The organism is Streptomyces lacaronensis (genome assembly GCF_047337785.1).
GTDB classification, from domain to species: Bacteria; Actinomycetota; Actinomycetes; order Streptomycetales; family Streptomycetaceae; genus Streptomyces; species Streptomyces lycopersici.
Window position 1 is genome coordinate 10,346,422 of record NZ_JBLHDK010000003.1, and the last position, 20,809, is coordinate 10,367,230.

Below are 20,809 nucleotides of genomic sequence, written 5' to 3' on the forward strand. Positions count from 1 at the left end.
GGGGGTCAGAAGCCGCCGTTGTACTGAAAACGTCGAGAACGTTGTACTGAGAACGCCGAGAACGTCTACCCCAGCACCCGCAGCGCCGGGACGAGCGTGACCAGCAGCGGGACGGCCGGGACGAGCGCCGCGGTGGCCGTAAGGCGCCAGCGGCGCGCCACGGGGAGGCGGGAGGCCGGGGCCAGCAGTCGGTCCACCCGCCGCGGCACCTGGGCGAGCGCGCTGGGGCAGGGGCCGAACACCCCGCGGTCCTCGTTGAGTTCGACCAGCGCGAGCGCGGTGGTCGTCCGCCCGAAGCGCCGTGACGCGGAGTCGTCGGCGGCCAGCTCGACCAGCCGGTGCACCTCGTCGCGGAACGCCGCGAACATGGTCACCTGCGGAAAGCCGCTGGCCAGCGCGCCCGAGCAGTGCAGCAGCCAGTGGTGGCGGGCGCGGGCGTGGCCCTGCTCGTGGGCGATGACGGCGTCCAGCCGACGGCCCTTGAGGCGGCGCAGCGCCGATGTGGTGATGACGAGCTGGGGCGTGGTACCCGGCAGCCACCAGGCGTCCGGCTTGTCGCTCTCCAGGACCACCAGACGCTCCTCGCTGGGCTCCTCACCGGGCAAGGCGGGGGAGCGGACGAGGAGTTCGGCGCGGTGCTGCCTGCGCCAGGCGCGGGCGCGGCCGATCTCGCGGGTGAGCATCACCGCGCTCCAGACGGCCCCGAAGGCGAGCACGAGGGCGACGGGCGCGGCCAACGGCCCGTAGCCGGACAGCGCGTACGCCTCCACCACGCCCTTGGGCGCGGGGGCGAAGACATTGCCGCGCACGGCATCCCAGGCGGCCGCCCCGGTGAGCGCCATGGTCAGCGCGCAGCACAACAGCACCCCGACGACCACGCACTGCCACACCCAGAGGGCGAGCACAGGTTCGCGGTCGATCCAGTCGGAGCGGGACAACAGGCGCGGCGCCATTGCCGCCGCCAGTGCGCCGAGGCCCATCAGCGCGAACGGGACCATCATGGCCGTCAGCCTATGATCGCGACGTGCGGGCCGGGTACGGTCACGGCGGGGAAGTGACGCATACCACGGTGCGGCTACGGATGCGGCTACAGATCGGGCCACGGCCCGGCCCGCCGCCCGTTCACAGGGTCAGAAGCATCGCGAACATCCCTATCCCCATCGACAGCCTGCACGCATGCCGCAGCTCGGGCCGCCGCGACCGCCCGGCGCCGGGCGGTCCCGCCCCCGCGCCGTCCACCGCGCCGTCCCCCGTCCCGTCCACGGCCCCGTCCGTCATCGGTACGAGCCGCAGCCCGGACCGTACGACGTAGACCGCGAAGTACCCGAGCAGCACCCCGGTCAGCAGCGGCACCCCGCCCGCCATCCGGCCCGGGGCCATCCCGCCGGTGTGGTGATGGCCGCCCGTGGCGCCCACCATCATCGCGAGCGCCATATAGACCATCGCCAGCGCTCCGACGGCGTGATGCAGACGGTGCCCCGGGAGCCCCACGCCGCGCGGGACCGGCAGCAGCTCCCTCACGGCGGCCACGGCGAAGACCGCCGCGAACGCGGGCGGACCCCAGGGCCGGGGATCCAGCACGGTGGACGGCACCGCCATCACGGCCATCCCCAACCCCATCAGCGCCTCGGCGCCCGCGACCCGCCGCCTCGGCCCGGGCGGCTCACCGGGCATCTGCAGCAGACAGTAACCACCCGTGGCCGCGCACAGCGCGACCAGCAGCCAGCCGATGAGCGGAGGTCCGTGCACGGCCACACCTCCCGAACGGGGACGTAATACCAGGAGACATCCCCTTCCGGGGAACCACCCACGGGAGCGCATGGGCGCAGTGGGGGAGCGCGAGGAGCGGTATGGCACGGTGAGAGGTGCGGCCCGTGGATGACGCAGGCCCCAGCCGCACCACGGGACGTGAACAGCTGTCCAAAGAGGAGGAGAGCCCGTGTCGAATCCACCGCTTCCCGAGGCCGCGGTCGCCATGCTCGAGAAGCCCAATCCGGCCGTGATCGCGACGATCCGGTCCGACGGTCAGCCGGTGTCCACGGCCACCTGGTACCTCTGGGACGACGGCCGGGTCCTGGTCAACATGGATGAGGGCCGCAAGCGACTCGACCACATCCGCAATGACCCCAGGGTCACGCTCACCGTGATCGACGAGGCGAACTGGTACAACCACATCACCCTCATCGGCCGGGTCGTCGAGCTCCAGGACGACAAGGACCTGGCCGGAATCGACCGGCTGGCCCAGCAGTACCTGGGCAAGGACTATCCGCGGCGGGACCGCGGCCGGATCAGCGCCTGGATCGAGATCGACCGCTGGCACGGCTGGGGCGAGCACAAGGAGAACAGCCAGCCCGGCTGAGTCCTCTCGGTGTCGCCCGCCCCGCCACCGCGAGCCGTGGCGGGGCCGACGGCACGGCATGAGGAGAAGGCATCAGGGGCGGTAGCGCAGCGGATGGTCCTCGGGGACCTCCACGACCGCGATCCGCACGCCGTCCGGATCGGCGATCCACATCTCCACCAGCCCCCACGGCTCCTTCTTCGGCGGCCGCAGCACCTCGACCCCCTGCGCGGTGAGCTCCTTGTGCGCCGCCGCCGCGTCCGACACCTGGAGCCACAGCTGGAGGCCCGGGGCGGGCGGGGTGTCCGAGCGGCCGGAGACCTCCAGGAAGCCCCCGCCGAGGAAGTAGACCGTGCCGCGCTCGGGGCCCGTTCCGAACTCCCGGTAGACCGCCAGGCCCAGGGCCTCGCCGTAGAACGCCCGGGAGCGCTCGGGATCCGTCGGCCGCAGCAGGACACGGCTGCTCAGTACGTGAACCATGCCCGCGACCCTACGCAACCTGACCCCTTCGGGGCAGGTTAAGGTCTATTCGCCGCCACCGGCCGCCACACCGGCCACCGGTTGCCACACCGGCCACCGGCCGCCCGGCCGTCACCGAAGGGAACCCCGCCGACGCCATGGACACCGCGGACGCCACCGTACGAGCCACCGACCCGCTCACCTTCCGCACCGCCACCGAGGCCGATGTGGAGGGGCTGGTGGCCCTGATCGAGTCGGCCTACCGCGGGGACGCCAGCCGCGCCGGATGGACCACGGAGGCGGACATCCTGGACGGGCAGCGCACCGACCCGGAGGACGTCGCGGGCGTGGTCGGGGCCGAGAACGGCCGGATGGTGATCGTCGAGCGGAACGGTGAGCTGATCGCCTGCTGTCAGCTCGAGCACCGTGGTGACCACGCCTACTTCGGCATGTTCGCGGTCCGGCCCGCGCTCCAGGGCGGGGGCCTGGGCAAGGTGATCATCGCCGAGGCCGAGCGGTTCGCGCGGGCGGAGTGGGGCGCCAAGGAGATGCATATGACGGTGATCTCCGCCCGCGAGGAGCTGATCGCCTGGTACGAGCGGCGCGGCTACGCCCGTACCGGCCGGATGACCCCGTTCCCGTACGGCGATGAGCGCTTCGGCGTGCCGCGCCGCGCCGGCCTCGAGTTCGAGCTGCTGATCAAGCCCCTCGGCTGAACCCTCTCCGAGGGCCCCCGAGGGGTCTCGCGCCGCTTACGCCCGTACGGTGAATGTGCGGGTGAATGTCGCCCGCGAGGGCGTCATGCCGTGAAGCGTGCCGCCCGCCGGATCTCCGGGAAGTCGGTCGTGGCGCCGTCCAGGCGGAGGCCGCGCGCCAGCTTCAGATGGTCGGGGGTGTTCACGGTCCAGCCGATGACCTTGAGGTCGTCGGCGTGTGCCTTCTCCACCAGCTCCAGCGTCAGCCTGCGGATGTTGAGCACCAGCATCCCGGCGCCGACGGCGTGCGCCCGGTCGATCACATCGAGGCCGTAGCGGCTGGCCACCAGGGCGGTGCGGGCGGTCGGGAGCAGGGTGCGGATCTCGGCGAGCGCCTCGTCGTGGAAGGACAGGATGTCCACCCGGTCCAGCAGATCGCGTCGGGTCAGCACCTCGGCCAGGGCCCGGGCGGCCGCCGTGTCCTTGATCTCGGCCTGGAGCGGCGCCTCCAGGGCGTCCACGACCTCCTCGAAGACCGGGATCCGCTCACCCTCCCCGGCGTCCAGCCCACGCAGCTCCGCGAGGGTGAAGTCGCTGATCGGGCCCTTGCCGTCGGTGGTGCGGTCGACGTCCGCGTCGTGCATCACCACGAGTGCGCCGTCCTTGCTGAGGTGCAGGTCCAGCTCGATGACGTCCATGCCCTCGTGCTCGGCGCGAACGAAGGACCGCAGGGTGTTCTCCGGCTCGACACCCATCACTCCGCGGTGTCCGATGGTGAGAAAAGTCAACGCTGTCTCGCTCTTCTGACGGCCCTCGACGGCCTTCGCCGGGTCGTCCACGTCGGGTCGGGGGAGGCAGTGGGGTGGCTGATTCATCGGCACGCGGCGGACGGGCCGCCCGGACCGGCGCACACCATACCGGCCGCTCATGACCGGACCGTTCAAGCGGGGCCGTGGCATGAGCCGAGCCGATGGGACAGGAAAAACTGCGGTGGTGCGGGTGTGGCGCAGGATGATTTCCCGTACCGTCGCTTGAGCGAGGGAGCGTCCATAGATACGGTGGTCATACGCGAGTTTCTTCGGTTAAGGAGTGGTCATGGCGGAAATCCTTTCGTCTGCGATAGCTGAAGGTGTCGTTCTGCCCGCAGAGCGTGTGGTCGATCATTCGGCTTGGCCAACCCTCAAGAACGCTGTCGAAACGTTTCGCCCGTGGCAGTCCAAGGACGGTTCCATCGACTTCGACGCCGAGGGCGCACCCACTCGGGAGACCGCCGCGGCGACCGTCGACCGGGTGATCGGGGCCATCGAAGAGCTCGCCCCGCTGCTTCCGCACGACGCCGACTACCACCGGGCGGTCGTCGCGGATCTGCGCCGCTGGACCGAGGAGGGATTCGGCGTCCCCGACTTCCTCGACTCGCTGCTCGCCTTCCAGCCCGCCCGCACGCGCGCCGACGGCCTCCAGCACCTCGTGGTCTTCCCCATGTACACGCAGAACGGCAACCCGGACCGCAACCTGGAAGCCGTGGTGCTGCGCATGGTCTGGCCGGAGTGGCTGGCCGAGCTGGAGCGCACCCGCTATGACAACCCGCTCTACTGCGGACTGGCCTTCGAGGACTTCACCTCCGGCTACGACACCAACTCCGCGGTGCTCTTCCCCGAGACCATCGCCGTCCGCGAGGCCCCCGAGCGGTTCAGCTGGGGCGGCATCTTCTGCGACCGTGAGGCGGCCCGGTTCCGCCGGGTCAGCGAGGCCGCCGTCCGGGCCCTGGGCATCCAACTCCCCGACGACATCCGGGACATGCTCGCCGACCAGCGCCGCTGCCAGGAGGCGTTCGCCCTGTGGGACATGGTCCACGACCGCACCCACAGCCATGGCGACCTGCCGTTCGACCCCTTCATGATCAAGCAGCGGCAGCCGTTCTGGATGTACGGGCTGGAGGAGCTGCGCTGCGACCTCACCGCCTTCAAGGAGGCCGTGAAGCTCGACGCCGAGGGCGTCGCCCAGGGCCGTGACGTCCAGTACGCCGTGATCTTCGACCGGATGTTCCGGTTCCCGGTCACCGGCGCGCGGGTCCGCAACTACGACGGGCTCGGCGGCCAGTTGCTCTTCGCCTACCTCCACCAGCACGACGTCGTACGCTGGACGGACAACACCCTGCATATCGACTGGTCCCGCGCCACGCAGGTCACCAACCAGCTGTGCGGCGAGATCGAGAAGCTCTACCGCGACGGCATCGACCGCCCCAAGCTCGTCCACTGGTTCAAGGCGTACGAGCTGGTGTCCACCTATCTCGCCCCGCACCCCGGCTCGGTCTGGGCCAAGGGCCCCGAAGCCCTGGACCTGAGCCAGCCGCCGCGCAAACTCGTCGACGACGTGCTCCCCGACGAGTTTCCGCTGAGCATGTTCTACGAGGCGCTCGGGAAGAAGCTGCGAGACGTGGTCGCCTCCACCAAGGGCATCACGGCCGACAGCGACCTGCCGGTGGCGGCATGAGCACCGCGGCGGCGCACAGCCCCCAGGCGGGGCAGGACGAGGAGGCAGCGAGCATGACCACACCGACGTCGAGCCCCAGCCCGAACGAGCCGGGCGAGCGGCCGCTGGACGGTGCGGTGGTCGCGGTGGCCGGCGCGGCCGGCCCCGCGGGCCGGGCCACGCTGCTCCGCCTCGCCGAGGCGGGCGCCACCGTCGTCGCCTCCGACGCCGACCCGGCCCGGCTGGCCGAGGCCGTGGACGCGGCGCGCTACGCCCACGGCGGCGCCAGCGTCACCGGCGAGACGGTCGACCTGCTCGACCTGGGCGCCGCCCGAGCCTGGGCCGACCGCACCGAGAAGGAGTTCGGCCGGGTCGACGGGCTGATTCACCTGGTCGGCGGCTGGCGCGGCAGCAAGACCTTCGCCGACGCCCCGCTCGCCGACTGGGACACCCTGCACAATCTGCTGATCCGCACCGCCCAGCACACCTCCCTCGCCTTCCACGACGCCCTGCTGCGCAGTGGCAAGGGCCGCTATGTGCTGATCAGCGCGGCGGGCGCGTCCAAGCCCACCGCGGGCAACGCCGCGTACGCCGCCGCCAAGGCCGCCGCCGAGGCCTGGACGCTCGCGCTCGCCGACTCCTTCCGCAAACTGGGGGGCGAGAGCGGTCCGCCGGCGGCCGCTGCCATCCTGGTGGTCAAGGCGCTGGTGCACGACGCCATGCGGGCGGAGCGCCCCAACGCGAAGTTCGCGGGCTTCACGGACGTCAAGGAGCTGGCCGAGGCCATCACCGGACTCTGGGACCGGCCCGCCCAGGAAGTGAACGGAACCCGCCAGTGGCTGACCCCCAAGCAGTGAGGACCGACGCCCGCCGCCACCACGACCCCGAGGTGCGCGGCTTCGCCAGCGACAACTACGCCGGCACCCACCCGGAGATCCTCGCCGCGCTCGCCCTCGCGGACGGAGGCCATCAGGTCTCCTACGGCGAGGACGACTACACCGCGCATCTGCAGTTCGTCATGCGCAGCCACTTCGGCCCGCACGCACAGGCGTTCCCGGTCTTCAACGGCACCGGCTCCAACGTGGTCGCCCTCCAGGCCCTCACCGACCGCTGGGGCGCGGTCATCTGCGCCGAGTCCGCCCATATCAACGTGGACGAGTGCGGGGCGCCCGAGCGCGTCGGCGGGCTGAAGCTGCTCACCGTCCCCACCGAGGACGGCAAGCTCACCCCCGAGCTCATCGACCGCCAGGCGTGGGGCTGGGACGATGAGCACCGGGCGATGCCCCAGGTGGTCTCGATCGCCCAGAACACCGAGCTCGGCACCGTCTACACGGTGGACGAGATCCGCGCCATCTGCGACCACGCCCACGAGCGCGGGATGAAGGTTCACCTCGACGGCGCCCGGATAGCCAACGCGGCCGCGTCCCTGGACGTCCCGATGCGCGCGTTCACCAACGCGGCGGGCGTCGACATCCTGTCGTTCGGCGGCACCAAGAACGGGATGCTCTTCGGCGAGGCCGTCGTCGTCCTCGACCCGGACGCGGTGGGCGCCATGAAGCATCTGCGCAAGCTGTCCATGCAGCTGGCGTCCAAGATGCGGTTCATCTCCGTCCAGCTGGAGGCCCTGCTCGCCCGGGACCTGTGGCTGCGCAACGCCCGCCACGCCAACACCATGGCCCAGCGGCTGGCCGACGGCGTGCGCGCGGTGGACGGGGTGAAGATCCTCCACCCGGTCCAGGCCAACGCGGTCTTCGCCCGGCTCCCGCACGAGGTGAGCGAACGCCTCCAGAAGCGCTACCGCTTCTACTTCTGGGACGAGGCCGCGGGCGATGTGCGCTGGATGTGCTCCTTCGACACCACGGAGGAGGACGTGGACGGCTTCCTCACGGCCCTCAAGGAGGAGATGGGCCGGTAGGCCGTTTCCCGGAACGAGCGCGCGGGGCGGGCCGCACGGCCCGCCCCGCGGTCGTCCGTCCTCAGCAGATCGGCGGAAGTCGGCTGCGGTTCGCAGGCGCCCCGAAGGGGCGCGGGGAACTGCGCGACCGGCCACGACGGCGCCGCAGCCGATCGACGGCAGGTCAGGGCACTTCCAGCGGAGCGCTTAGCGGCCCCGGTCCAGGGCCAGCGCCTCGGCCGGGGTGGGAGCGGTGCCGCCCAGGTGGGCCGGGACCCACCAGGTGTCCTCCGGGCCCTTGGGCCGCACCGGATAGGCCCGCTGTGCCGCCTCCAGCAGCTCCTGCACCCGGCCGCGCAGCCGCTCGGTCAGGGTGTCCGAGGGCTCGGTCGGGTCGGCCTCCATCGGCTCGCCGACCCGCATCGTGATCGGGAAGTGATGGCGGCCCAGCGCCCGCTTCTGGCCCTTGGTCCACAGCCGCTGCGTGCCCCACAGCGCCATGGGCAGCAGCGGGACGCCCGCCTCCTGCGCCAGCCGGGCCGCGCCCGACTTGAAGTTCTTGAGCGTGAAGGACCGCGAGATCGTCGCCTCCGGGAAGACGCCGATGATCTCGCCGGAGCGCAGCGCCCGCAGGGCGTGCTTGTACGCGTCCATGCCCGCCGCGCGGTCCACCGGAATGTGCTTCATCGCGCGCATCAGCGGCCCGGAGACCTTGTGCCGGAAGACCGACTCCTTGGCCATGAACCGCACCAGCCGCTTGGCCGGACGGGCGGTCAGCCCGCAGAAGACGAAGTCGAGATAGCCGATGTGGTTGCTCACCAGAACCGCGCCGCCCGTCTGCGGGACATTCTCGGTGCCCTTGATGTCGAAGCGCAGATCGAGCGCCTTGAACATGGTGCGGGCGATGCCGATCACCGGCGGGTAGACGAGCTCTGCCATTGAGGACCCTTCGTCGATGCCTGGGGAGGGTTCTCCCGGCGGAAGTTACGCGGCCGTAGGTATCCGGCTTCTGGCAGATGGTGCCCGATGTCGTCTCTTTGTGCTACCACGCGATGCGGCCCGGCCGCGAGATCCTCATCACGTCGGCGAGCCGCCGGGGAATCCCCGGGCCGCCCAGGACGCTGCACCAGGGAGGCCCAACCGGGAGGAGACAGGTGCGAGACGGCGACGGAAGCCGGCGGCTGGGCGCCGCCGAGCTCGGCGCGGAGCTGGGGGAGCGGGCGACGCTGGTCCAGTTCTCCAGCGCCTTCTGCCAGCCCTGCCGGGCCACCCGGCGGACGCTGTCCGAGGTGGCCGCCATGGTGGACGGCGTGGCGCACATCGAGATCGACGCCGAGTCGCGGCTGGAGCTCGTCCGGGCGCTGGACATCGCCCGTACCCCCACCGTGCTGGTGCTCGACGCGGCCGGGCGGGTCGTACGGCGGGGCTCCGGGCTGCCGCGCCGGGCCGATGTCATCGCCGCTCTGGGTGATGCCGTGTGAGTCTCCGCGCCCCGGCCCCACTTGACGGTCCGCACCCGGCGTGGTCAGGGTGAACGGCATGCGGCCTGGACCCCTTCTTTACGGACGTGTGCACGTGGACCTGATGCGGACCGCCGGCGCACGGTGTCCGGGCGGGTGAGCGAACGAGGACAAGCGCAGCCCCCCGCCCGTACCTCCGGCAGAAGGACAACTCCATGACGGCAACGCACGACCTCGGCACGTCCCCGCTGACGACGTCCGACCTCTTCCGCTCCGTCTTCCGCCGGCACGCCTCAGGCGTCGCCGTGATCACCGCCCAGGGCACCCGCCCGGTCGGCTTCACCGCCACCTCCCTCGCCTCCGTGGCCGCCGAACCGCCGCTGCTCTCCTTCGGCGTGGGCACCGGCTCCTCGAGCTGGCCGGTGCTCTCCGAGGCCGAGTATGTCGGTGTCCACATTCTGGGCGAGCACCAGCGGGAGCTGGCCGCGACCTTCGCGCGCAGCGGTGCCGACCGCTTCGGACCGGCCACCGGCTGGCGCTCGGGACCGGAGGGCGTGCCGGTGCTCGACGGGGTACTGGCGTGGCTGGTGTGCCGGGTGGCGGCCCGGATACCCGCCGGGGACCACCGGGTGCTGATCGGCGAGGTCACCGCGGGTACGGCGGCCGGGACCGGCCGTCCGCTGCTGTACCACCAGGGGCGCTTCAACGCGCTCCGCGACTGACCTGCCGCGCGCTCCGCGGCCGGTCCGCGCCTCCCTGGTTGGCATGTACGCCTCGCGTTGATCACCGCCGTTGGCAAGGTCACAGTTCAAGCGGGTTGCGTATGGGGAACGAGCTGGGTGTACTGACGAGTAATATTTTGCTGCGGTGCATGGGCCGCCCGGCAGGAAACCGCCCGCGGTACCGCCCGGGTCCCGCCCCCGAAGGCGCCTATGCTGCCAGCAACAAGGCAGCTCGGTAGAGACGATGCAGTAGGAGAGCCGGCGTGAGCTTGAGGATCGTTGTCTGTGTGAAGTACGTGCCCGACGCCACCGGCGACCGGCATTTCGCCGAGGACCTGACCGTCGATCGTGACGACGTGGACGGGCTGCTCTCGGAGCTGGACGAGTACGCGGTCGAGCAGGCCCTGCAGATCGCCGACGAGGCGGATGAGGCGGAGATCACCGTACTGACCGTCGGTCCGGAGGACGCCAAGGACGCGTTGCGCAAGGCGCTGTCGATGGGTGCGGACAAGGCCGTGCATGTCGAGGACGACGATCTGCACGGCACCGATGCGCTGGGTACCTCGCTGGTGCTGGCCAAGGCGGTCGAGAAGACCGGCTTTGACCTGGTGGTGTGTGGGATGGCCTCCACGGACGGCTCGATGGGTGTGCTTCCGGCGATGCTGGCGGAGCGCCTGGGTGTGGCGCAGGTGTCGCTGTTGTCGGAGGTGTCGGTCGAGGACGGCGTCGTGAAGGGGCGCCGGGACGGGGATACCGCGACCGAGCAGCTTCAGGCGTCGCTTCCGGCGGTGGTGTCGGTGACCGACCAGTCGGGTGAGGCGCGTTACCCGTCGTTCAAGGGCATCATGGCGGCGAAGAAGAAGCCGGTGACGTCCTGGGACCTGGAGGACTTGGAGATCGAGTCGGACGAGGTCGGTCTCGAGGGTGCCTGGACGGCCGTGGACGGTGTCACCGAGCGTCCGGCCCGCACGGCGGGCACGATCGTCAAGGACGAGGGCGAGGGTGGCAAGCAGCTCGCCGCCTTTCTCGCGGAGCGCAAATTCGTCTGAAGCCGCCTGGCGGGTCAGAAGTTCGTCTGAGCCGCGCCGCCCCTTACCGTCCAGATCTTTCGCATTTCGCAGGAGAGCGATTCCCATGGCTGAAGTCCTTGTCTACGTCGATCACGTGGACGGTGCCGTCCGCAAGCCCACTCTGGAGCTGCTGACGCTGGCCCGCCGTATCGGCGAGCCCGTCGCGGTCTCCCTCGGTTCCGGTGCCGGGAACACCGCGTCCACTCTCGCCGGGCACGGCGCCGTGCGGGTGCTGACCGCGGATGCGCCCGAGTTCGCCGACTACCTCGTCGTCCCGAAGGTGGACGCGGTCCAGGCGGCGTATGAGGCCGTGTCGCCGTCGGCCGTGCTGTTCCCGTCCTCGGCGGAGGGCAAGGAGATCGCGGCGCGGCTGGCGGTCCGTATCGGTTCGGGCATCATCACCGACGCGGTGGACCTGGAGGCTGGTGAGGAGGGGCCGGTGGCTACGCAGTCGGTGTTCGCTGCCGCGTTCACCACCAAGTCCCGGGTCAGCAGGGGTACTCCGGTGATCACCGTGAAGCCGAACTCGGCCGCGCCGGAGGCGGCTCCGGCCGCGGGCGCGGTCGAGGTGCTCGAGGTGTCCTTCTCGGAGCGGGCGACCGGTACGAAGGTGGTGGCGCGTACGCCGCGTGAGTCGACGGGGCGTCCGGATCTGACGGAGGCCGCGATCGTGGTCTCGGGGGGCCGTGGTGTGGGTGGCGCGGAGAACTTCCCCGTCGTCGAGGCTCTCGCCGACTCCCTCGGCGCGGCCGTCGGTGCCTCGCGTGCGGCGGTGGACGCGGGCTGGTACCCGCACACCAACCAGGTGGGGCAGACCGGTAAGACCGTCTCGCCGCAGCTCTACATCGCGGCGGGTATCTCGGGTGCGATTCAGCACCGGGCGGGTATGCAGACCTCGAAGACCATTGTGGCGGTCAACAAGGACGCCGAGGCTCCGATCTTCGATCTGGTCGACTATGGCGTGGTCGGCGACCTCTTCGAGGTCGTCCCGCAGCTGACCGAGGAGGTCAAGTCCCGCAAGGGCTGACGCCCGCCGGACCTCCACGAGGCCCCGTACGCGATGCGCGTGCGGGGCCTCGCGGCTGCCGGGAGGGTGTTGACCCGCCGTTCCATGGCTGGCTAACTTCACCTCACGGATCATCGTTTCCGTACAGCGGAAATGACGGGAAGGGTGGCGAACGGACATGGAGCCTCAGGAGACGGTGCGGACCAGCCTGCCCGGTGCCGTACGGGCGTCCATCGCCGACTCCCTCGCCGCCGTCGACGCCGAGCTCGCCCGCCGCTACCCCGGCGACCCGGGCACCCGTCAGCCCGTCCACACCGTCTACGTCCCCGCCGACCTCTTCACCGCCGGTACGGTGCGCGACTGGGGCGACCAGGCGCTGGCGGCCCTCGACCGGCACGCCCCCGACGCCGCCTCCTTCGCCGCCGTCCTCGGCCTCCCCGGCGAACTCGCCGAGCCCGTCCACACCTGGGTGCGGGCCAAGCTGGAGCGCGAGCCCGTGGAGGATCTGCGGATCGACTTCGAGGACGGCTACGGACCCCGCCCCGACGCCGAGGAGGACGCCGCGGCCGCCCGCGCCGCCTCGCTCGTCGCGGCCGCCTGCGCCGAGGGCACCGCGCCGCCCTATGCCGGCATCCGCATGAAGTGCCTCGAGGCCGCCGTACGCGACCGCGGAATCCGCACCCTCGACATCTTCCTCACCGGGCTGATGGCGGCCGGAGGGCTGCCGGCCGGCCTGGTGCTCACCCTCCCCAAGGTGACGTACGCCGAGCAGGTCACCGCGATGGCCCGGCTGTGCGAGGAGTTCGAGAAGGCGCACGGACTCGCCCCGGGCCGCATCGGCTTCGAGATCCAGATCGAGACCACCCAGGCCATCCTCGGCCCCGACGGCCGCGCCACCGTCGCCCGGATGATCGACGCCGCCGAGGGGCGGGCCACCGGGCTGCACTACGGCACCTTCGACTACAGCGCCTCCTGTGGCGTCGGCGCCGCCCATCAGTCCATGGACCACCCCGTGGCCGACCACGCCAAGGCGGTGATGCAGGTCGCCGCCGCCGGAACCGGCGTACGGCTCTCCGACGGCTCCACCAACGTGCTGCCGGTCGGCCCCACCGAGCGGGTCCACGCCGCCTGGCGGCTCCACCACCGCCTGGTCCGGCGGTCGTTGGCGCGCGCGTACTACCAGGGCTGGGACATGCATCCCGGCCACCTCCCGACCCGCTACGCCGCCGTCTACGCGTTCTACCGCGAGGGCCTGGAGGCGGCCGCGGAACGGCTCGCCGCGTATGTGGACCGTACGGCCGGAGGCACCGGCATCGCCGACGAACCGGCCACCGCGAAGGCGCTCAGCGGCCATCTGGTGCGCGGGCTGGACTGTGGGGCACTCGACGGCGCCGAGGTCGAGCGGCTGACCGGGCTCGGCCGCGCCGAACTCGACGCGCTGGCGGGCCGCGCCGCCCCGGCCGCCTCCTGACCGACCCCGGAACACCGGATCCGCGGGAGTCCACAGATCGGGCCGTCCCGCCGGGCCCGCTGATCCGCTTGCCCACATCCGCTCACCCGCACGTGTCACCCGGGATGCGGCCCCGCCGGTGAAGGCGGGAGATGGGTGTCATGGCCAGAAGCGCCGTGTCGGCCCTGCTGATCCTGCTCGGTTGCCTCCTCGTACCGGTGTCCGTGCTGACGGTCTGGGTCCACGACATCGTCCTGGACACCGACCGCTATGTGGCGACCGTCGCCCCGCTGGCGAAGGACCCGGCGATCCAGGACGCCGCCGTGGAACAGGTCAGCCAGGCCGTCGACATCCGCCACAACAGCCAGGAGATCACCGCCGACATCGCCTCCTGGCTGCGCGCCCACGGCCTCCCGGAGCGGGCCGCCGACACCATCGAGGGGCTGGCCCCGCAGCTGGACTCGGCCCTGGACCAGGCGGTGCGGAAGGTGGCCGCCCACATCGTGCGCAGCGAGCAGTTCCCCGCCGTGTGGACCGGCGCCAACCGGGCCGCCCACACCGCCGTCGTGAGCGCCCTCACCGGCAAGGGCGGCGGGCCGGTCGGCGTCGAGGGCCACACCGTCACCCTCAACGTCGGCGCCGCCGTGGAGCGGGTCAGACAGCAGCTGGTGGACGCCGGGCTCCCCGCGGTGACCGGCGTCCCGGACATCCACCAGCGGCTCGTCCTCTTCCACTCCGACCGGCTCGACACTTTTCGACGGTCGGCGCGCCTGCTCGACCTGGCCGGGAACTGGCTGCCCGCGCTGACCGTGACCCTCGGCGGTACGGGAGTCCTGCTCGCCCGCCGACGCCGCCGGGCGCTCGCCCGCGCGGCCCTGGGCACCGCGCTCGCCTCCCTCGCCCTGGCCCTGGTCCTGGTGGTGGGGCGCCGCTACTACCTCGACCATGTGCCGACGAGCGTGCTGTCCAGGGAGGCCGCCTCGGTCCTCTTCGACACGGTGGTGCGCTTCCTGCGGGTCACCGTGCTCACCGTGCTGGTGCTCGGCCTCGTGGTCGCGCTCGGTGCCTATCTGACAGGGCCGGGGCGGCTGCCGAGCACCGTACGCGGCCGGGCCGAGATCCTCGCCGACAGCGCGGCCCGCTGGGGCGCGGCCCACGGGATGCGCACCGGCCGGGCCGGCACCTGGACCGCCGACCACCGGCGGGGTCTGACGACGACGGCCCTGCTGGTGCCGGTCGCGGTGTTCGCCCTGTGGAACCACCCCACCGTCCTGACGGTGCTCTTGCTGGTGCTGATCCTGCTGGCGGCCCTCGGGGTGATCGCCCTGCTGGCCGCCACGGGCCGCACGGGCGCCCACGGCCGGGGCCGTTAGGGCCGGTAGGGCTCGCCGGCGGACCGTCAGGGGTCCGCCCACGAGTCACGAGTCCAGGGCCCGCCCATCGGCCGTCAGGGGGCCAGGATGAGTGCGATGAAGATCAGGCACGCGGCGAAATTGACCACCCAGCTATGGGTGGTGAGCCACTCCCGGACCCGGGGCATCGCACGCCTCGCCCGGTCGCCGAGGAGGAGGTAGACCAGCAGCGGCAGCGCCGCGATCAGCACGGTGGCGGCGATGAACGGCAGCGCCGCCGTCCACCTCGCCTCGTGCTGCTCCAGATTCGCCCCCACGGTCAGCATGACGGCGATGTCGGACGGCATGAGCAGGATGATCAGAAAACCGGTCGTGAGCGCCTTACGGGGGCCTGCTTCCAAGAGCGAGCCCAGCCACTTCGGCGGCTCGACCGTCCGCCGCTTCACCATGTTCTTCGCGGCGACCAGCGCCAGCAGCCCCACCAGCACCAACTGGACGATGGTCGCGGCCGCACCCCGATCGGACGGGCTGCCCGGTGCGACCGACTGCCCCAACAGCATGAAGATCCACAGGGCGAGGGTGACTCCCACAGCGGTGGCGACCGCCACCCCGAGCAGAAACGCCAGACACACCCGTACCGGCCGTGCCGTGGTCACCAGGATGACGGCGGCCACGATCTGCGGCCCCGCCATCATGGTGATGGCCAGGGGGAGAACCTGGAGATCCATGGCCCGCCCGCCCTTCCGGTCGCCGCCGCGTGGTGACACCCCGCGTTCCCATTGGTACGCACCGCTCGCCACCATGGCATCCGCTGCTGCGCCGACCGGGGACCGCCGTAAACTGAAGACGTGGGCCCTGGCGGGGCCCTGGGCCTCGCCAGGGTGTGTCCGACGGGAGGCAGACGATGGACTACCCACTGCTGAATGTTTTTCTGACCACGATGTGGGTCTTTCTGTGGATCCTGTGGCTGTTTCTGCTGTTCCGCGTGTTCGCCGATCTCTTCCGCGACGACTCGCTGAACGGCTGGGCCAAGGCGGGCTGGACCGTCTTCGTCCTGGTACTGCCCTTCCTCGGCGTCTTCGTGTATCTGGTGGCACGTGGCCGGGAGATGGGCATGCGCGAGTTGAAGCGGGCCGAGAAGGCGGAGGCCGATTTCCGGGAGGCCATGCGGACGACCGCCACCACGGGCCAGGCCGAGGAGCTCGCACACCTCGTGGAGCTCAAGAACCACGGCGATCTCACGCCCGAGGAGTACGAACGCGCCAAGGCCAAGGTGCTCGCCGCCTGAGACATGAGGCGCAGCTCGGCCTTCGGCTTGTCGAACGTCAGTACCGCACCGCCGTGCCCACGTTCGCCGTGATGCGGCCGGTGAGCTCGCGGTGGCTGCGGGCGGTGGCCCGAGTGGGCTGGTTCGGGGGCACCTTGGACAGGCGCAGGACGACGGCGTCCACCAAGTCCCCGCTCGTGTTGCGGAAGTTGACCTCGATGGCGTAGCCGGCCGGGTGCTTGCTCCCGTTGGTCACGGTCAGCGGGGCCACGGCCCGTCCCGCGCCGTCGCGGCTCACCCGGCCGACCTTCACCTCGCGCTTGGCCTGGGAGCCGCCCTTGATCTTGTCCAGCTCGGCCTGGGCCGACGCCCTCGCGGACGCGATGGCGGCGGAGGCCCGGGACACCCCGGACGACGGGGTGCCCCCGCCGTCCGAACAGCCGACGGCCGCCGGCGCCAGCACGGCCATGAGGCTCACCGCGCAGATCGTCCGCGTTCGGCGCCCGCTCATCGCGTCTCCCTCGTTCCGTCGGACAGGCCCCGGGCCCTCCGCCTCCACCCTCGGGGGAGTGGCAGACCGAGGCAACCGGAGCGGGGCCGTTCAGGCGTTCGGGAAAGCGAGCCGTTCGGGAGGGCCGATCGGACGTTCGGGGATGGCGTGCCGTTGAGGGAGAGAGCGCTCAGGATGTCGCGGGCGGGGGCAGCTCGCCCGAGCCGCGCGGGATCAGCCGGGTCGGCAGGACGAGCCGCCGGGGGTCCCCGCCCGCGCCGTCGAGGCGGCGGAAGAGCAGATCGGCGGCGGTGCGGCCGAGCTGGGCGGAGTCCTGGGCTATGACGGTGATCCCGGGGGAGAGCAGATCGGCGAGCTCGAAGTCGTCGAAGCCGATGAGGGCCACCGGTGTGGCGGGCGCGGGGCGCTCGGCCAGGACCCGTACGACCGTGACGGTGACCCGGTTGTTGCCCGCGAAGAGCGCGGTGACCGGCTCGGTGGCGTTCAGCATCGCGGTGGCCGCGGTCCGGACCCGCTCCGGATCGGTGGGGCCGAGCGAGACCCAGGCGTCATGCACCGGCAACCCGGCCTCGCTCATCGCCGCGTGATAGCCGCGCAGCCGCTCGGCGGCGGTGTGGATGCCCGGCAGGTCGCCCAGGAAGCCGATCCGGCGGTGGCCGTGGGCGATCAGATGGGCGACGGCGTCGTGCGAACCGCCGAAGCTGTCGGCGAGCACGGCGTCGGCGTCGATGCGCCCCGCGGGCCGGTCGACGAAGACGGTGGCGATCCCGGCCGCCATCTCGGGCGCCAGATAGCGGTGGTCATGGGCGGCCGGGATGATGACGAGGCCGTCGACCCGGCGCGCGCACAGCGCGAGCACCAGCTCCTGCTCCCGCTCAGGGTCCTCCGCGCTCGACCCGTTGATCAGCAGCGCGCCATGGGCTCGGGCGACCTCCTCGACGGCGCGGCTCAGCGGACCGTAGAAGGGGTCGGCCAGATCCTCCAGGACCAGTCCGATGCTGGCCGTACGGCCCTTGCGCAGAATGCGGGCACTGTCGTTGCGGCGGAAGCCGAGCGCGGTAATGGCCTCCTGGACGCGGCGCTCGGTGTCGGGAGTGACGCCCGGCTCGCCGTTCACCACTCTGGAGACGGTCTTGAGGCCGACCCCGGCCCGTGCGGCGACGTCCTTCATCGTGGGCCGGGTGCCGTAACGGCGTGTGGGGGTGCGGCTGGCGGTGCCCGGGGCGGTGTCGGTCACAGTGCGCTCGTCCCGTCGCTGGTCGTCGTGGGGGAAGGAGTGACGAGCATAGCCCCTGGACAACGTTGTCAGCGCCGGGAAGACTATTGCCGCACACTGAACGCGTCCATGCCCATCAGCATGCCCACCAGGAGAGTCGACACCTATGCCACGTGACCTCATCGCCGCACTGGACATCGGCGGCACCAAGATCGCGGGCGCTCTGGTGGACGGGAGCGGAAAGCTGGCCGTACGGACCCGCCGCGCCACCCGTGCCCAGGAGGACGGCGCCACGGTGATGGGCCAGGTCACCGCCGTGCTCGAAGAGCTCGCGGCCACCGCGCACTGGTCGCGGGTCGCCGCCGTCGGCATCGGCAGCGCGGGCCCGGTGGACGCCTCCGTGGGCACCGTCAGCCCCGTCAACATCCCCGGCTGGCGTGACTTCCCGCTGGTCGCCGGGGTCCGGGAGACCACCGGCGCACTGCCGCTGTCACTGGTCGGCGACGGACCGGCGATGACGGCCGCCGAACACTGGCAGGGCGCGGCGCGCGGCCGTAAGAGCGCGCTGTGCATGGTGGTCTCCACCGGCGTGGGCGGCGGCCTGGTCCTGGGCGGCCGGCTGCACCCGGGCCCCACCGGAAACGCCGGGCACATCGGTCACATCAGCGTGGAGCTGAACGGCGACGCATGCCCCTGTGGCGGACGCGGCTGTGTGGAGCGGATCGCCAGCGGCCCCAACATCGCCCGCCGCGCCCTGGACGGCGGCTGGCGCCCGGGGCCGGACGGCGACACCAGCGCCGAGGCCGTCGCCGCCTCGGCGCGGGCCGGAGACCCCGTCGCGCGGGCCTCCTTCGAACGGGCCGCCCAGGCCCTGGCCGCCGGGATCGCCGCGACCGCCGCGCTCGTCGAGATCGAGGTGGCGGTCGTGGGCGGCGGCGTGGCGGGCGCCGGGGACGTGCTCTTCGCGCCCCTGCGGCGCGCCCTGCGCGACTACGCGACCCTGTCGTTCATCCAGGGGCTGGAGGTCGTCCCGGCGCAGATGGGCACCGACGCGGGCCTGGTGGGCGCGGCCGCCGCGGCGGCGCAGGAGGCGCGGCTGGAGGGGTTCGGCCCGGCGGCGGACACATCTCCCACCGGGGACTGAGCCCCTTCCACCGGGGACTGGGCCCCGCTCCTTCACCGTTTGACCATGAGCCGCTGTCACCGTCTGCCCCTAAGCTGTTCGCCCTGAGCCCGGCAGTGGCCGGGCGCGACCGAGGAGCGCGCGAGGGGAGGCGGAGCGGTGGCACCGGCGGACATGGGCGGCGATCTGTCCGGGCGGCTGCTGGGCGGGCGGTACCGGGTGACGGGCAGCCTCGGCCGGGGCGGCATGGGCGTGGTCTGCAGGGCGGTGGACGCGGTGCTCGGCCGGGAGGTCGCGGTCAAGGTGCTGCGTACCCACACCGACGCCTCCAGCGCCGAACTGGCCGATCTGCGCACCCGGATGCAGCGGGAGGCGCGGGCGGCGGCCCGGATCCGGCACTCCGGTGTGATCACGGTCCACGACGTGGCCGAGGAGGGCGGGCTGCCGCTCATCGTCATGGAGCTGATCGACGGGCCCTCGCTCGACGACGTGCTCGACGAGCGGGGCACCCTCGACCCCCGGGAGGCCGCGGGGATCGGCGCCGAGGTCGCGGACGCGCTCGGCGCTGCCCATGGTGCCGGGGTGCTGCACCGGGATGTGAAGCCCGGCAATGTGCTGCTGGACCGCGCGGGCCGTGTCATCCTCACGGACTTCGGCATCGCGAGCCTGGAGGCGCCCGAGGACGGCGCGACCACCAAGCTGACCCGCAGCGGCGAGCTGATCGGCTCGCTGGACTATCTCGCGCCCGAGCGCGCCCAGGGCCAGGACCCGAGCCCGGCCTCGGACGTCTGGGCGCTGGGGATGACGCTGTACGCGGCGGTGGAGGGCTCGTCGCCGTTCCGCCGTACCTCCGTATGGTCCACGCTCACCGCGATCGTCAATGAGCCGTTGCCCGAGCCTCGGCTGGCCGGGCCGCTGGCGCCCGTGCTGCGTGCGCTGATGGACAAGGATCCGCGAGGGCGGCCGTCCGCCGCCGAGGCGCGCCGGATGCTGGCGGAGGTGGCGGCGGGGGAGACGCCGCGCGACGCGGGGCCGCCGTCCGTTCCGCCGAGTGAGCCTGCCCTCTCCACCGCGCCTCCGGGCTTCGGCCCGCCGCCCGTGGTGGAGCCGCTGGTGAGCGGGGAGCCGGGCGCGGGGGACGGGGCCGGTGCGCGGAGCGCGGGGCGCAGGCGCCGCGGAGCGCTCATCGCGGCCGCGGCCGCCACCGTCGTGCTCATCGGCGGCGGGCTGACGTACGCGCTGGTCGGAGGCGATGACCACACCACCGAGTCGGGGCGCACGAAAGATCCGCCGAGCGAAACGGCGGGCCAGGGGAAGACCGCCGCGCCGGGCGGCGGTAAGGCGAGCGCCACGGCCGGGCAGGACAGCGCGCGGCCGGATGACACGGACGCACCCACTCCAGGCGGCGGCAACGGCGACCAGGGCGGCCCGTCGGCTTCTTCGGCGCCGCCCTCGGGCGCCGCGCCCGTCTGCCACGGCGGCGAGGGCGGGCGGTACGACTGCGAGGTGTGGCGCGACGCCACCTCGTACACCCACGGCGGTGAGCCGGTCGGCACCCTCAAGCACGGCGTGAACTACTTCTACTGCCAGGAGAACCTGGGCCGCCGGGAGACCTATGGCAAGTGGACGAACGTGTGGTGGGCCAGGACCGACGACGACAACGGCCATCGCGATGTCTATGTGAGCGTCGTCTACGTCAAGGGCGGCGACAATGACGCGCCCCTTCCCGGGCTGCCCGAGTGCTGAGCCCGGGACGGCCGCGGGAAGGGGCGGA

The 20,809-nt window shown here is 72.1% G+C and carries 23 protein-coding genes; 15 read left to right on the forward strand and 8 right to left on the reverse strand.

Annotation, left to right across the window (positions count from 1 at the left end; genetic code table 11):
* Positions 1–65 precede the first annotated feature (65 nt).
* Positions 66–1,001, reverse strand: a complete 936-nt coding sequence (locus ACMTAK_RS44840; protein WP_413811477.1) for a M56 family metallopeptidase — start codon at positions 999–1,001, stop codon at positions 66–68.
* Positions 1,002–1,122: 121 nt separating this feature from the next.
* Positions 1,123–1,749, reverse strand: coding sequence for a DUF5134 domain-containing protein (locus ACMTAK_RS44845; RefSeq protein ID WP_413811478.1), 627 nt, complete (start codon positions 1,747–1,749; stop codon positions 1,123–1,125).
* 190 nt (positions 1,750–1,939) lie between these two features.
* On the opposite strand from ACMTAK_RS44845, the gene ACMTAK_RS44850 reads away from it, so the two are divergent.
* Positions 1,940–2,359 carry a PPOX class F420-dependent oxidoreductase gene (locus ACMTAK_RS44850; RefSeq protein WP_413811479.1) on the forward strand — a complete coding sequence of 140 codons (420 nt, stop codon included), beginning with the start codon at positions 1,940–1,942 and terminating at the stop codon, positions 2,357–2,359.
* A gap of 72 nt (positions 2,360–2,431) precedes the next feature.
* On the opposite strand, the gene ACMTAK_RS44855 is transcribed toward ACMTAK_RS44850, so the two are convergent.
* Complete coding sequence (locus ACMTAK_RS44855) at positions 2,432–2,818, reverse strand: VOC family protein (RefSeq protein ID WP_413811480.1); 387 nt, start codon at positions 2,816–2,818, stop codon at positions 2,432–2,434.
* A 137-nt stretch (positions 2,819–2,955) separates the two neighbouring features.
* Here ACMTAK_RS44855 and ACMTAK_RS44860 point away from each other — a divergent pair, with 137 nt between their 5' ends.
* Positions 2,956–3,513 (forward strand): GNAT family N-acetyltransferase, encoded by a 558-nt coding sequence (locus ACMTAK_RS44860; protein WP_413811481.1) that lies wholly within the window; start codon positions 2,956–2,958, stop codon positions 3,511–3,513.
* Positions 3,514–3,596: 83 nt separating this feature from the next.
* On the opposite strand, the gene ACMTAK_RS44865 is transcribed toward ACMTAK_RS44860, so the two are convergent.
* The gene (locus ACMTAK_RS44865) at positions 3,597–4,280 is read right to left on the reverse strand and encodes a glycerophosphodiester phosphodiesterase (RefSeq protein ID WP_413813186.1); all 684 of its coding nucleotides are present in this window, start codon (positions 4,278–4,280) and stop codon (positions 3,597–3,599) included.
* Positions 4,281–4,587: 307 nt separating this feature from the next.
* On the opposite strand from ACMTAK_RS44865, the gene ACMTAK_RS44870 reads away from it, so the two are divergent.
* Genes ACMTAK_RS44870 through ACMTAK_RS44880 form a run of 3 tightly spaced genes read left to right on the forward strand, consistent with a single transcriptional unit; the run spans position 4,588 to position 7,879 of the window.
* The gene (locus tag ACMTAK_RS44870; protein ID WP_413811482.1) at positions 4,588–5,985 is read left to right on the forward strand and encodes a DUF6421 family protein; all 1,398 of its coding nucleotides are present in this window, start codon (positions 4,588–4,590) and stop codon (positions 5,983–5,985) included.
* Between the two features lie 53 nt (positions 5,986–6,038).
* Entirely contained in the window at positions 6,039–6,821 is a 783-nt protein-coding gene (locus ACMTAK_RS44875) for an SDR family NAD(P)-dependent oxidoreductase (RefSeq protein ID WP_078957079.1), read from the forward strand.
* Complete coding sequence (locus ACMTAK_RS44880; RefSeq protein WP_413811483.1) at positions 6,818–7,879, forward strand: threonine aldolase family protein; 1,062 nt, start codon at positions 6,818–6,820, stop codon at positions 7,877–7,879. Before ACMTAK_RS44875 ends, ACMTAK_RS44880 begins: the two co-directional genes overlap by 4 nt.
* A 186-nt stretch (positions 7,880–8,065) precedes the next feature.
* Here the strand turns inward: ACMTAK_RS44880 and ACMTAK_RS44885 are convergent, their stop codons facing one another.
* Entirely contained in the window at positions 8,066–8,797 is a 732-nt protein-coding gene (locus tag ACMTAK_RS44885; RefSeq protein ID WP_210945995.1) for a lysophospholipid acyltransferase family protein, read from the reverse strand.
* 113 nt (positions 8,798–8,910) lie between these two features.
* Here ACMTAK_RS44885 and ACMTAK_RS44890 point away from each other — a divergent pair, with 113 nt between their 5' ends.
* From ACMTAK_RS44890 to ACMTAK_RS44920, 7 genes are all read left to right on the forward strand, one after another.
* Positions 8,911–9,339: a TlpA family protein disulfide reductase gene (locus tag ACMTAK_RS44890; RefSeq protein WP_413813187.1), complete on the forward strand. Its 429-nt coding sequence runs from the start codon at positions 8,911–8,913 to the stop codon at positions 9,337–9,339.
* A 58-nt stretch (positions 9,340–9,397) separates the two neighbouring features.
* Positions 9,398–9,478 carry a putative leader peptide gene (locus tag ACMTAK_RS44895; RefSeq protein ID WP_317259516.1) on the forward strand — a complete coding sequence of 27 codons (81 nt, stop codon included), beginning with the start codon at positions 9,398–9,400 and terminating at the stop codon, positions 9,476–9,478.
* A 55-nt stretch (positions 9,479–9,533) separates the two neighbouring features.
* Positions 9,534–10,040: a flavin reductase family protein gene (locus tag ACMTAK_RS44900; RefSeq protein WP_413811484.1), complete on the forward strand. Its 507-nt coding sequence runs from the start codon at positions 9,534–9,536 to the stop codon at positions 10,038–10,040.
* A gap of 263 nt (positions 10,041–10,303) precedes the next feature.
* On the forward strand, positions 10,304–11,089 hold the full coding sequence (locus ACMTAK_RS44905) for an electron transfer flavoprotein subunit beta/FixA family protein (protein WP_413811485.1): 786 nt from the start codon (positions 10,304–10,306) through the stop codon (positions 11,087–11,089).
* Positions 11,090–11,174: 85 nt separating this feature from the next.
* Positions 11,175–12,137 carry an electron transfer flavoprotein subunit alpha/FixB family protein gene (locus ACMTAK_RS44910; protein ID WP_413811486.1) on the forward strand — a complete coding sequence of 321 codons (963 nt, stop codon included), beginning with the start codon at positions 11,175–11,177 and terminating at the stop codon, positions 12,135–12,137.
* Between the two features lie 157 nt (positions 12,138–12,294).
* Positions 12,295–13,587: a DUF6986 family protein gene (locus ACMTAK_RS44915; protein ID WP_413811487.1), complete on the forward strand. Its 1,293-nt coding sequence runs from the start codon at positions 12,295–12,297 to the stop codon at positions 13,585–13,587.
* A 140-nt stretch (positions 13,588–13,727) separates the two neighbouring features.
* The gene (locus ACMTAK_RS44920; protein ID WP_413811488.1) at positions 13,728–14,939 is read left to right on the forward strand and encodes a hypothetical protein; all 1,212 of its coding nucleotides are present in this window, start codon (positions 13,728–13,730) and stop codon (positions 14,937–14,939) included.
* Positions 14,940–15,013: 74 nt separating this feature from the next.
* On the opposite strand, the gene ACMTAK_RS44925 is transcribed toward ACMTAK_RS44920, so the two are convergent.
* Entirely contained in the window at positions 15,014–15,646 is a 633-nt protein-coding gene (locus ACMTAK_RS44925) for a GAP family protein (RefSeq protein ID WP_413811489.1), read from the reverse strand.
* A gap of 176 nt (positions 15,647–15,822) precedes the next feature.
* Here ACMTAK_RS44925 and ACMTAK_RS44930 point away from each other — a divergent pair, with 176 nt between their 5' ends.
* The gene (locus ACMTAK_RS44930; RefSeq protein ID WP_413811490.1) at positions 15,823–16,206 is read left to right on the forward strand and encodes an SHOCT domain-containing protein; all 384 of its coding nucleotides are present in this window, start codon (positions 15,823–15,825) and stop codon (positions 16,204–16,206) included.
* Between the two features lie 37 nt (positions 16,207–16,243).
* On the opposite strand, the gene ACMTAK_RS44935 is transcribed toward ACMTAK_RS44930, so the two are convergent.
* Complete coding sequence (locus ACMTAK_RS44935) at positions 16,244–16,696, reverse strand: hypothetical protein (RefSeq protein WP_413811491.1); 453 nt, start codon at positions 16,694–16,696, stop codon at positions 16,244–16,246.
* A 169-nt stretch (positions 16,697–16,865) separates the two neighbouring features.
* A complete protein-coding gene (locus ACMTAK_RS44940) occupies positions 16,866–17,933 on the reverse strand; it encodes a LacI family DNA-binding transcriptional regulator (protein ID WP_413811492.1) in 1,068 nt (355 codons plus the stop codon).
* Between the two features lie 145 nt (positions 17,934–18,078).
* Here ACMTAK_RS44940 and ACMTAK_RS44945 point away from each other — a divergent pair, with 145 nt between their 5' ends.
* Entirely contained in the window at positions 18,079–19,056 is a 978-nt protein-coding gene (locus ACMTAK_RS44945; RefSeq protein ID WP_413811493.1) for an ROK family protein, read from the forward strand.
* A 153-nt stretch (positions 19,057–19,209) separates the two neighbouring features.
* On the forward strand, positions 19,210–20,781 hold the full coding sequence (locus tag ACMTAK_RS44950) for a serine/threonine-protein kinase (protein ID WP_413813188.1): 1,572 nt from the start codon (positions 19,210–19,212) through the stop codon (positions 20,779–20,781).
* The last annotated feature ends 28 nt before the right edge of the window (positions 20,782–20,809 follow it).

Excerpts from the sequence above, each read along its gene's own strand:
- ACMTAK_RS44840 (WP_413811477.1), bottom strand. The coding sequence starts at position 1,001 with ATGATGGTCCCGTTCGCGCTGATGGGCCTCGGCGCACTGGCGGCGGCA.
- ACMTAK_RS44855 (WP_413811480.1), bottom strand. The coding sequence starts at position 2,818 with ATGGTTCACGTACTGAGCAGCCGTGTCCTGCTGCGGCCGACGGATCCC.
- ACMTAK_RS44860 (WP_413811481.1), top strand. The coding sequence starts at position 2,956 with ATGGACACCGCGGACGCCACCGTACGAGCCACCGACCCGCTCACCTTC.
- ACMTAK_RS44870 (WP_413811482.1), top strand. The coding sequence starts at position 4,588 with ATGGCGGAAATCCTTTCGTCTGCGATAGCTGAAGGTGTCGTTCTGCCC.
- ACMTAK_RS44875 (WP_078957079.1), top strand. The coding sequence starts at position 6,039 with ATGACCACACCGACGTCGAGCCCCAGCCCGAACGAGCCGGGCGAGCGG.
- ACMTAK_RS44885 (WP_210945995.1), bottom strand. The coding sequence starts at position 8,797 with ATGGCAGAGCTCGTCTACCCGCCGGTGATCGGCATCGCCCGCACCATG.
- ACMTAK_RS44890 (WP_413813187.1), top strand. The coding sequence starts at position 8,911 with ATGCGGCCCGGCCGCGAGATCCTCATCACGTCGGCGAGCCGCCGGGGA.
- ACMTAK_RS44895 (WP_317259516.1), top strand. The coding sequence starts at position 9,398 with ATGCGGCCTGGACCCCTTCTTTACGGACGTGTGCACGTGGACCTGATG.
- ACMTAK_RS44900 (WP_413811484.1), top strand. The coding sequence starts at position 9,534 with ATGACGGCAACGCACGACCTCGGCACGTCCCCGCTGACGACGTCCGAC.
- ACMTAK_RS44910 (WP_413811486.1), top strand. The coding sequence starts at position 11,175 with ATGGCTGAAGTCCTTGTCTACGTCGATCACGTGGACGGTGCCGTCCGC.
- ACMTAK_RS44915 (WP_413811487.1), top strand. The coding sequence starts at position 12,295 with ATGGAGCCTCAGGAGACGGTGCGGACCAGCCTGCCCGGTGCCGTACGG.
- ACMTAK_RS44920 (WP_413811488.1), top strand. The coding sequence starts at position 13,728 with ATGGCCAGAAGCGCCGTGTCGGCCCTGCTGATCCTGCTCGGTTGCCTC.
- ACMTAK_RS44925 (WP_413811489.1), bottom strand. The coding sequence starts at position 15,646 with ATGGATCTCCAGGTTCTCCCCCTGGCCATCACCATGATGGCGGGGCCG.
- ACMTAK_RS44930 (WP_413811490.1), top strand. The coding sequence starts at position 15,823 with ATGGACTACCCACTGCTGAATGTTTTTCTGACCACGATGTGGGTCTTT.
- ACMTAK_RS44935 (WP_413811491.1), bottom strand. The coding sequence starts at position 16,696 with ATGAGCGGGCGCCGAACGCGGACGATCTGCGCGGTGAGCCTCATGGCC.
- ACMTAK_RS44945 (WP_413811493.1), top strand. The coding sequence starts at position 18,079 with ATGCCACGTGACCTCATCGCCGCACTGGACATCGGCGGCACCAAGATC.
- ACMTAK_RS44950 (WP_413813188.1), top strand. The coding sequence starts at position 19,210 with ATGGGCGGCGATCTGTCCGGGCGGCTGCTGGGCGGGCGGTACCGGGTG.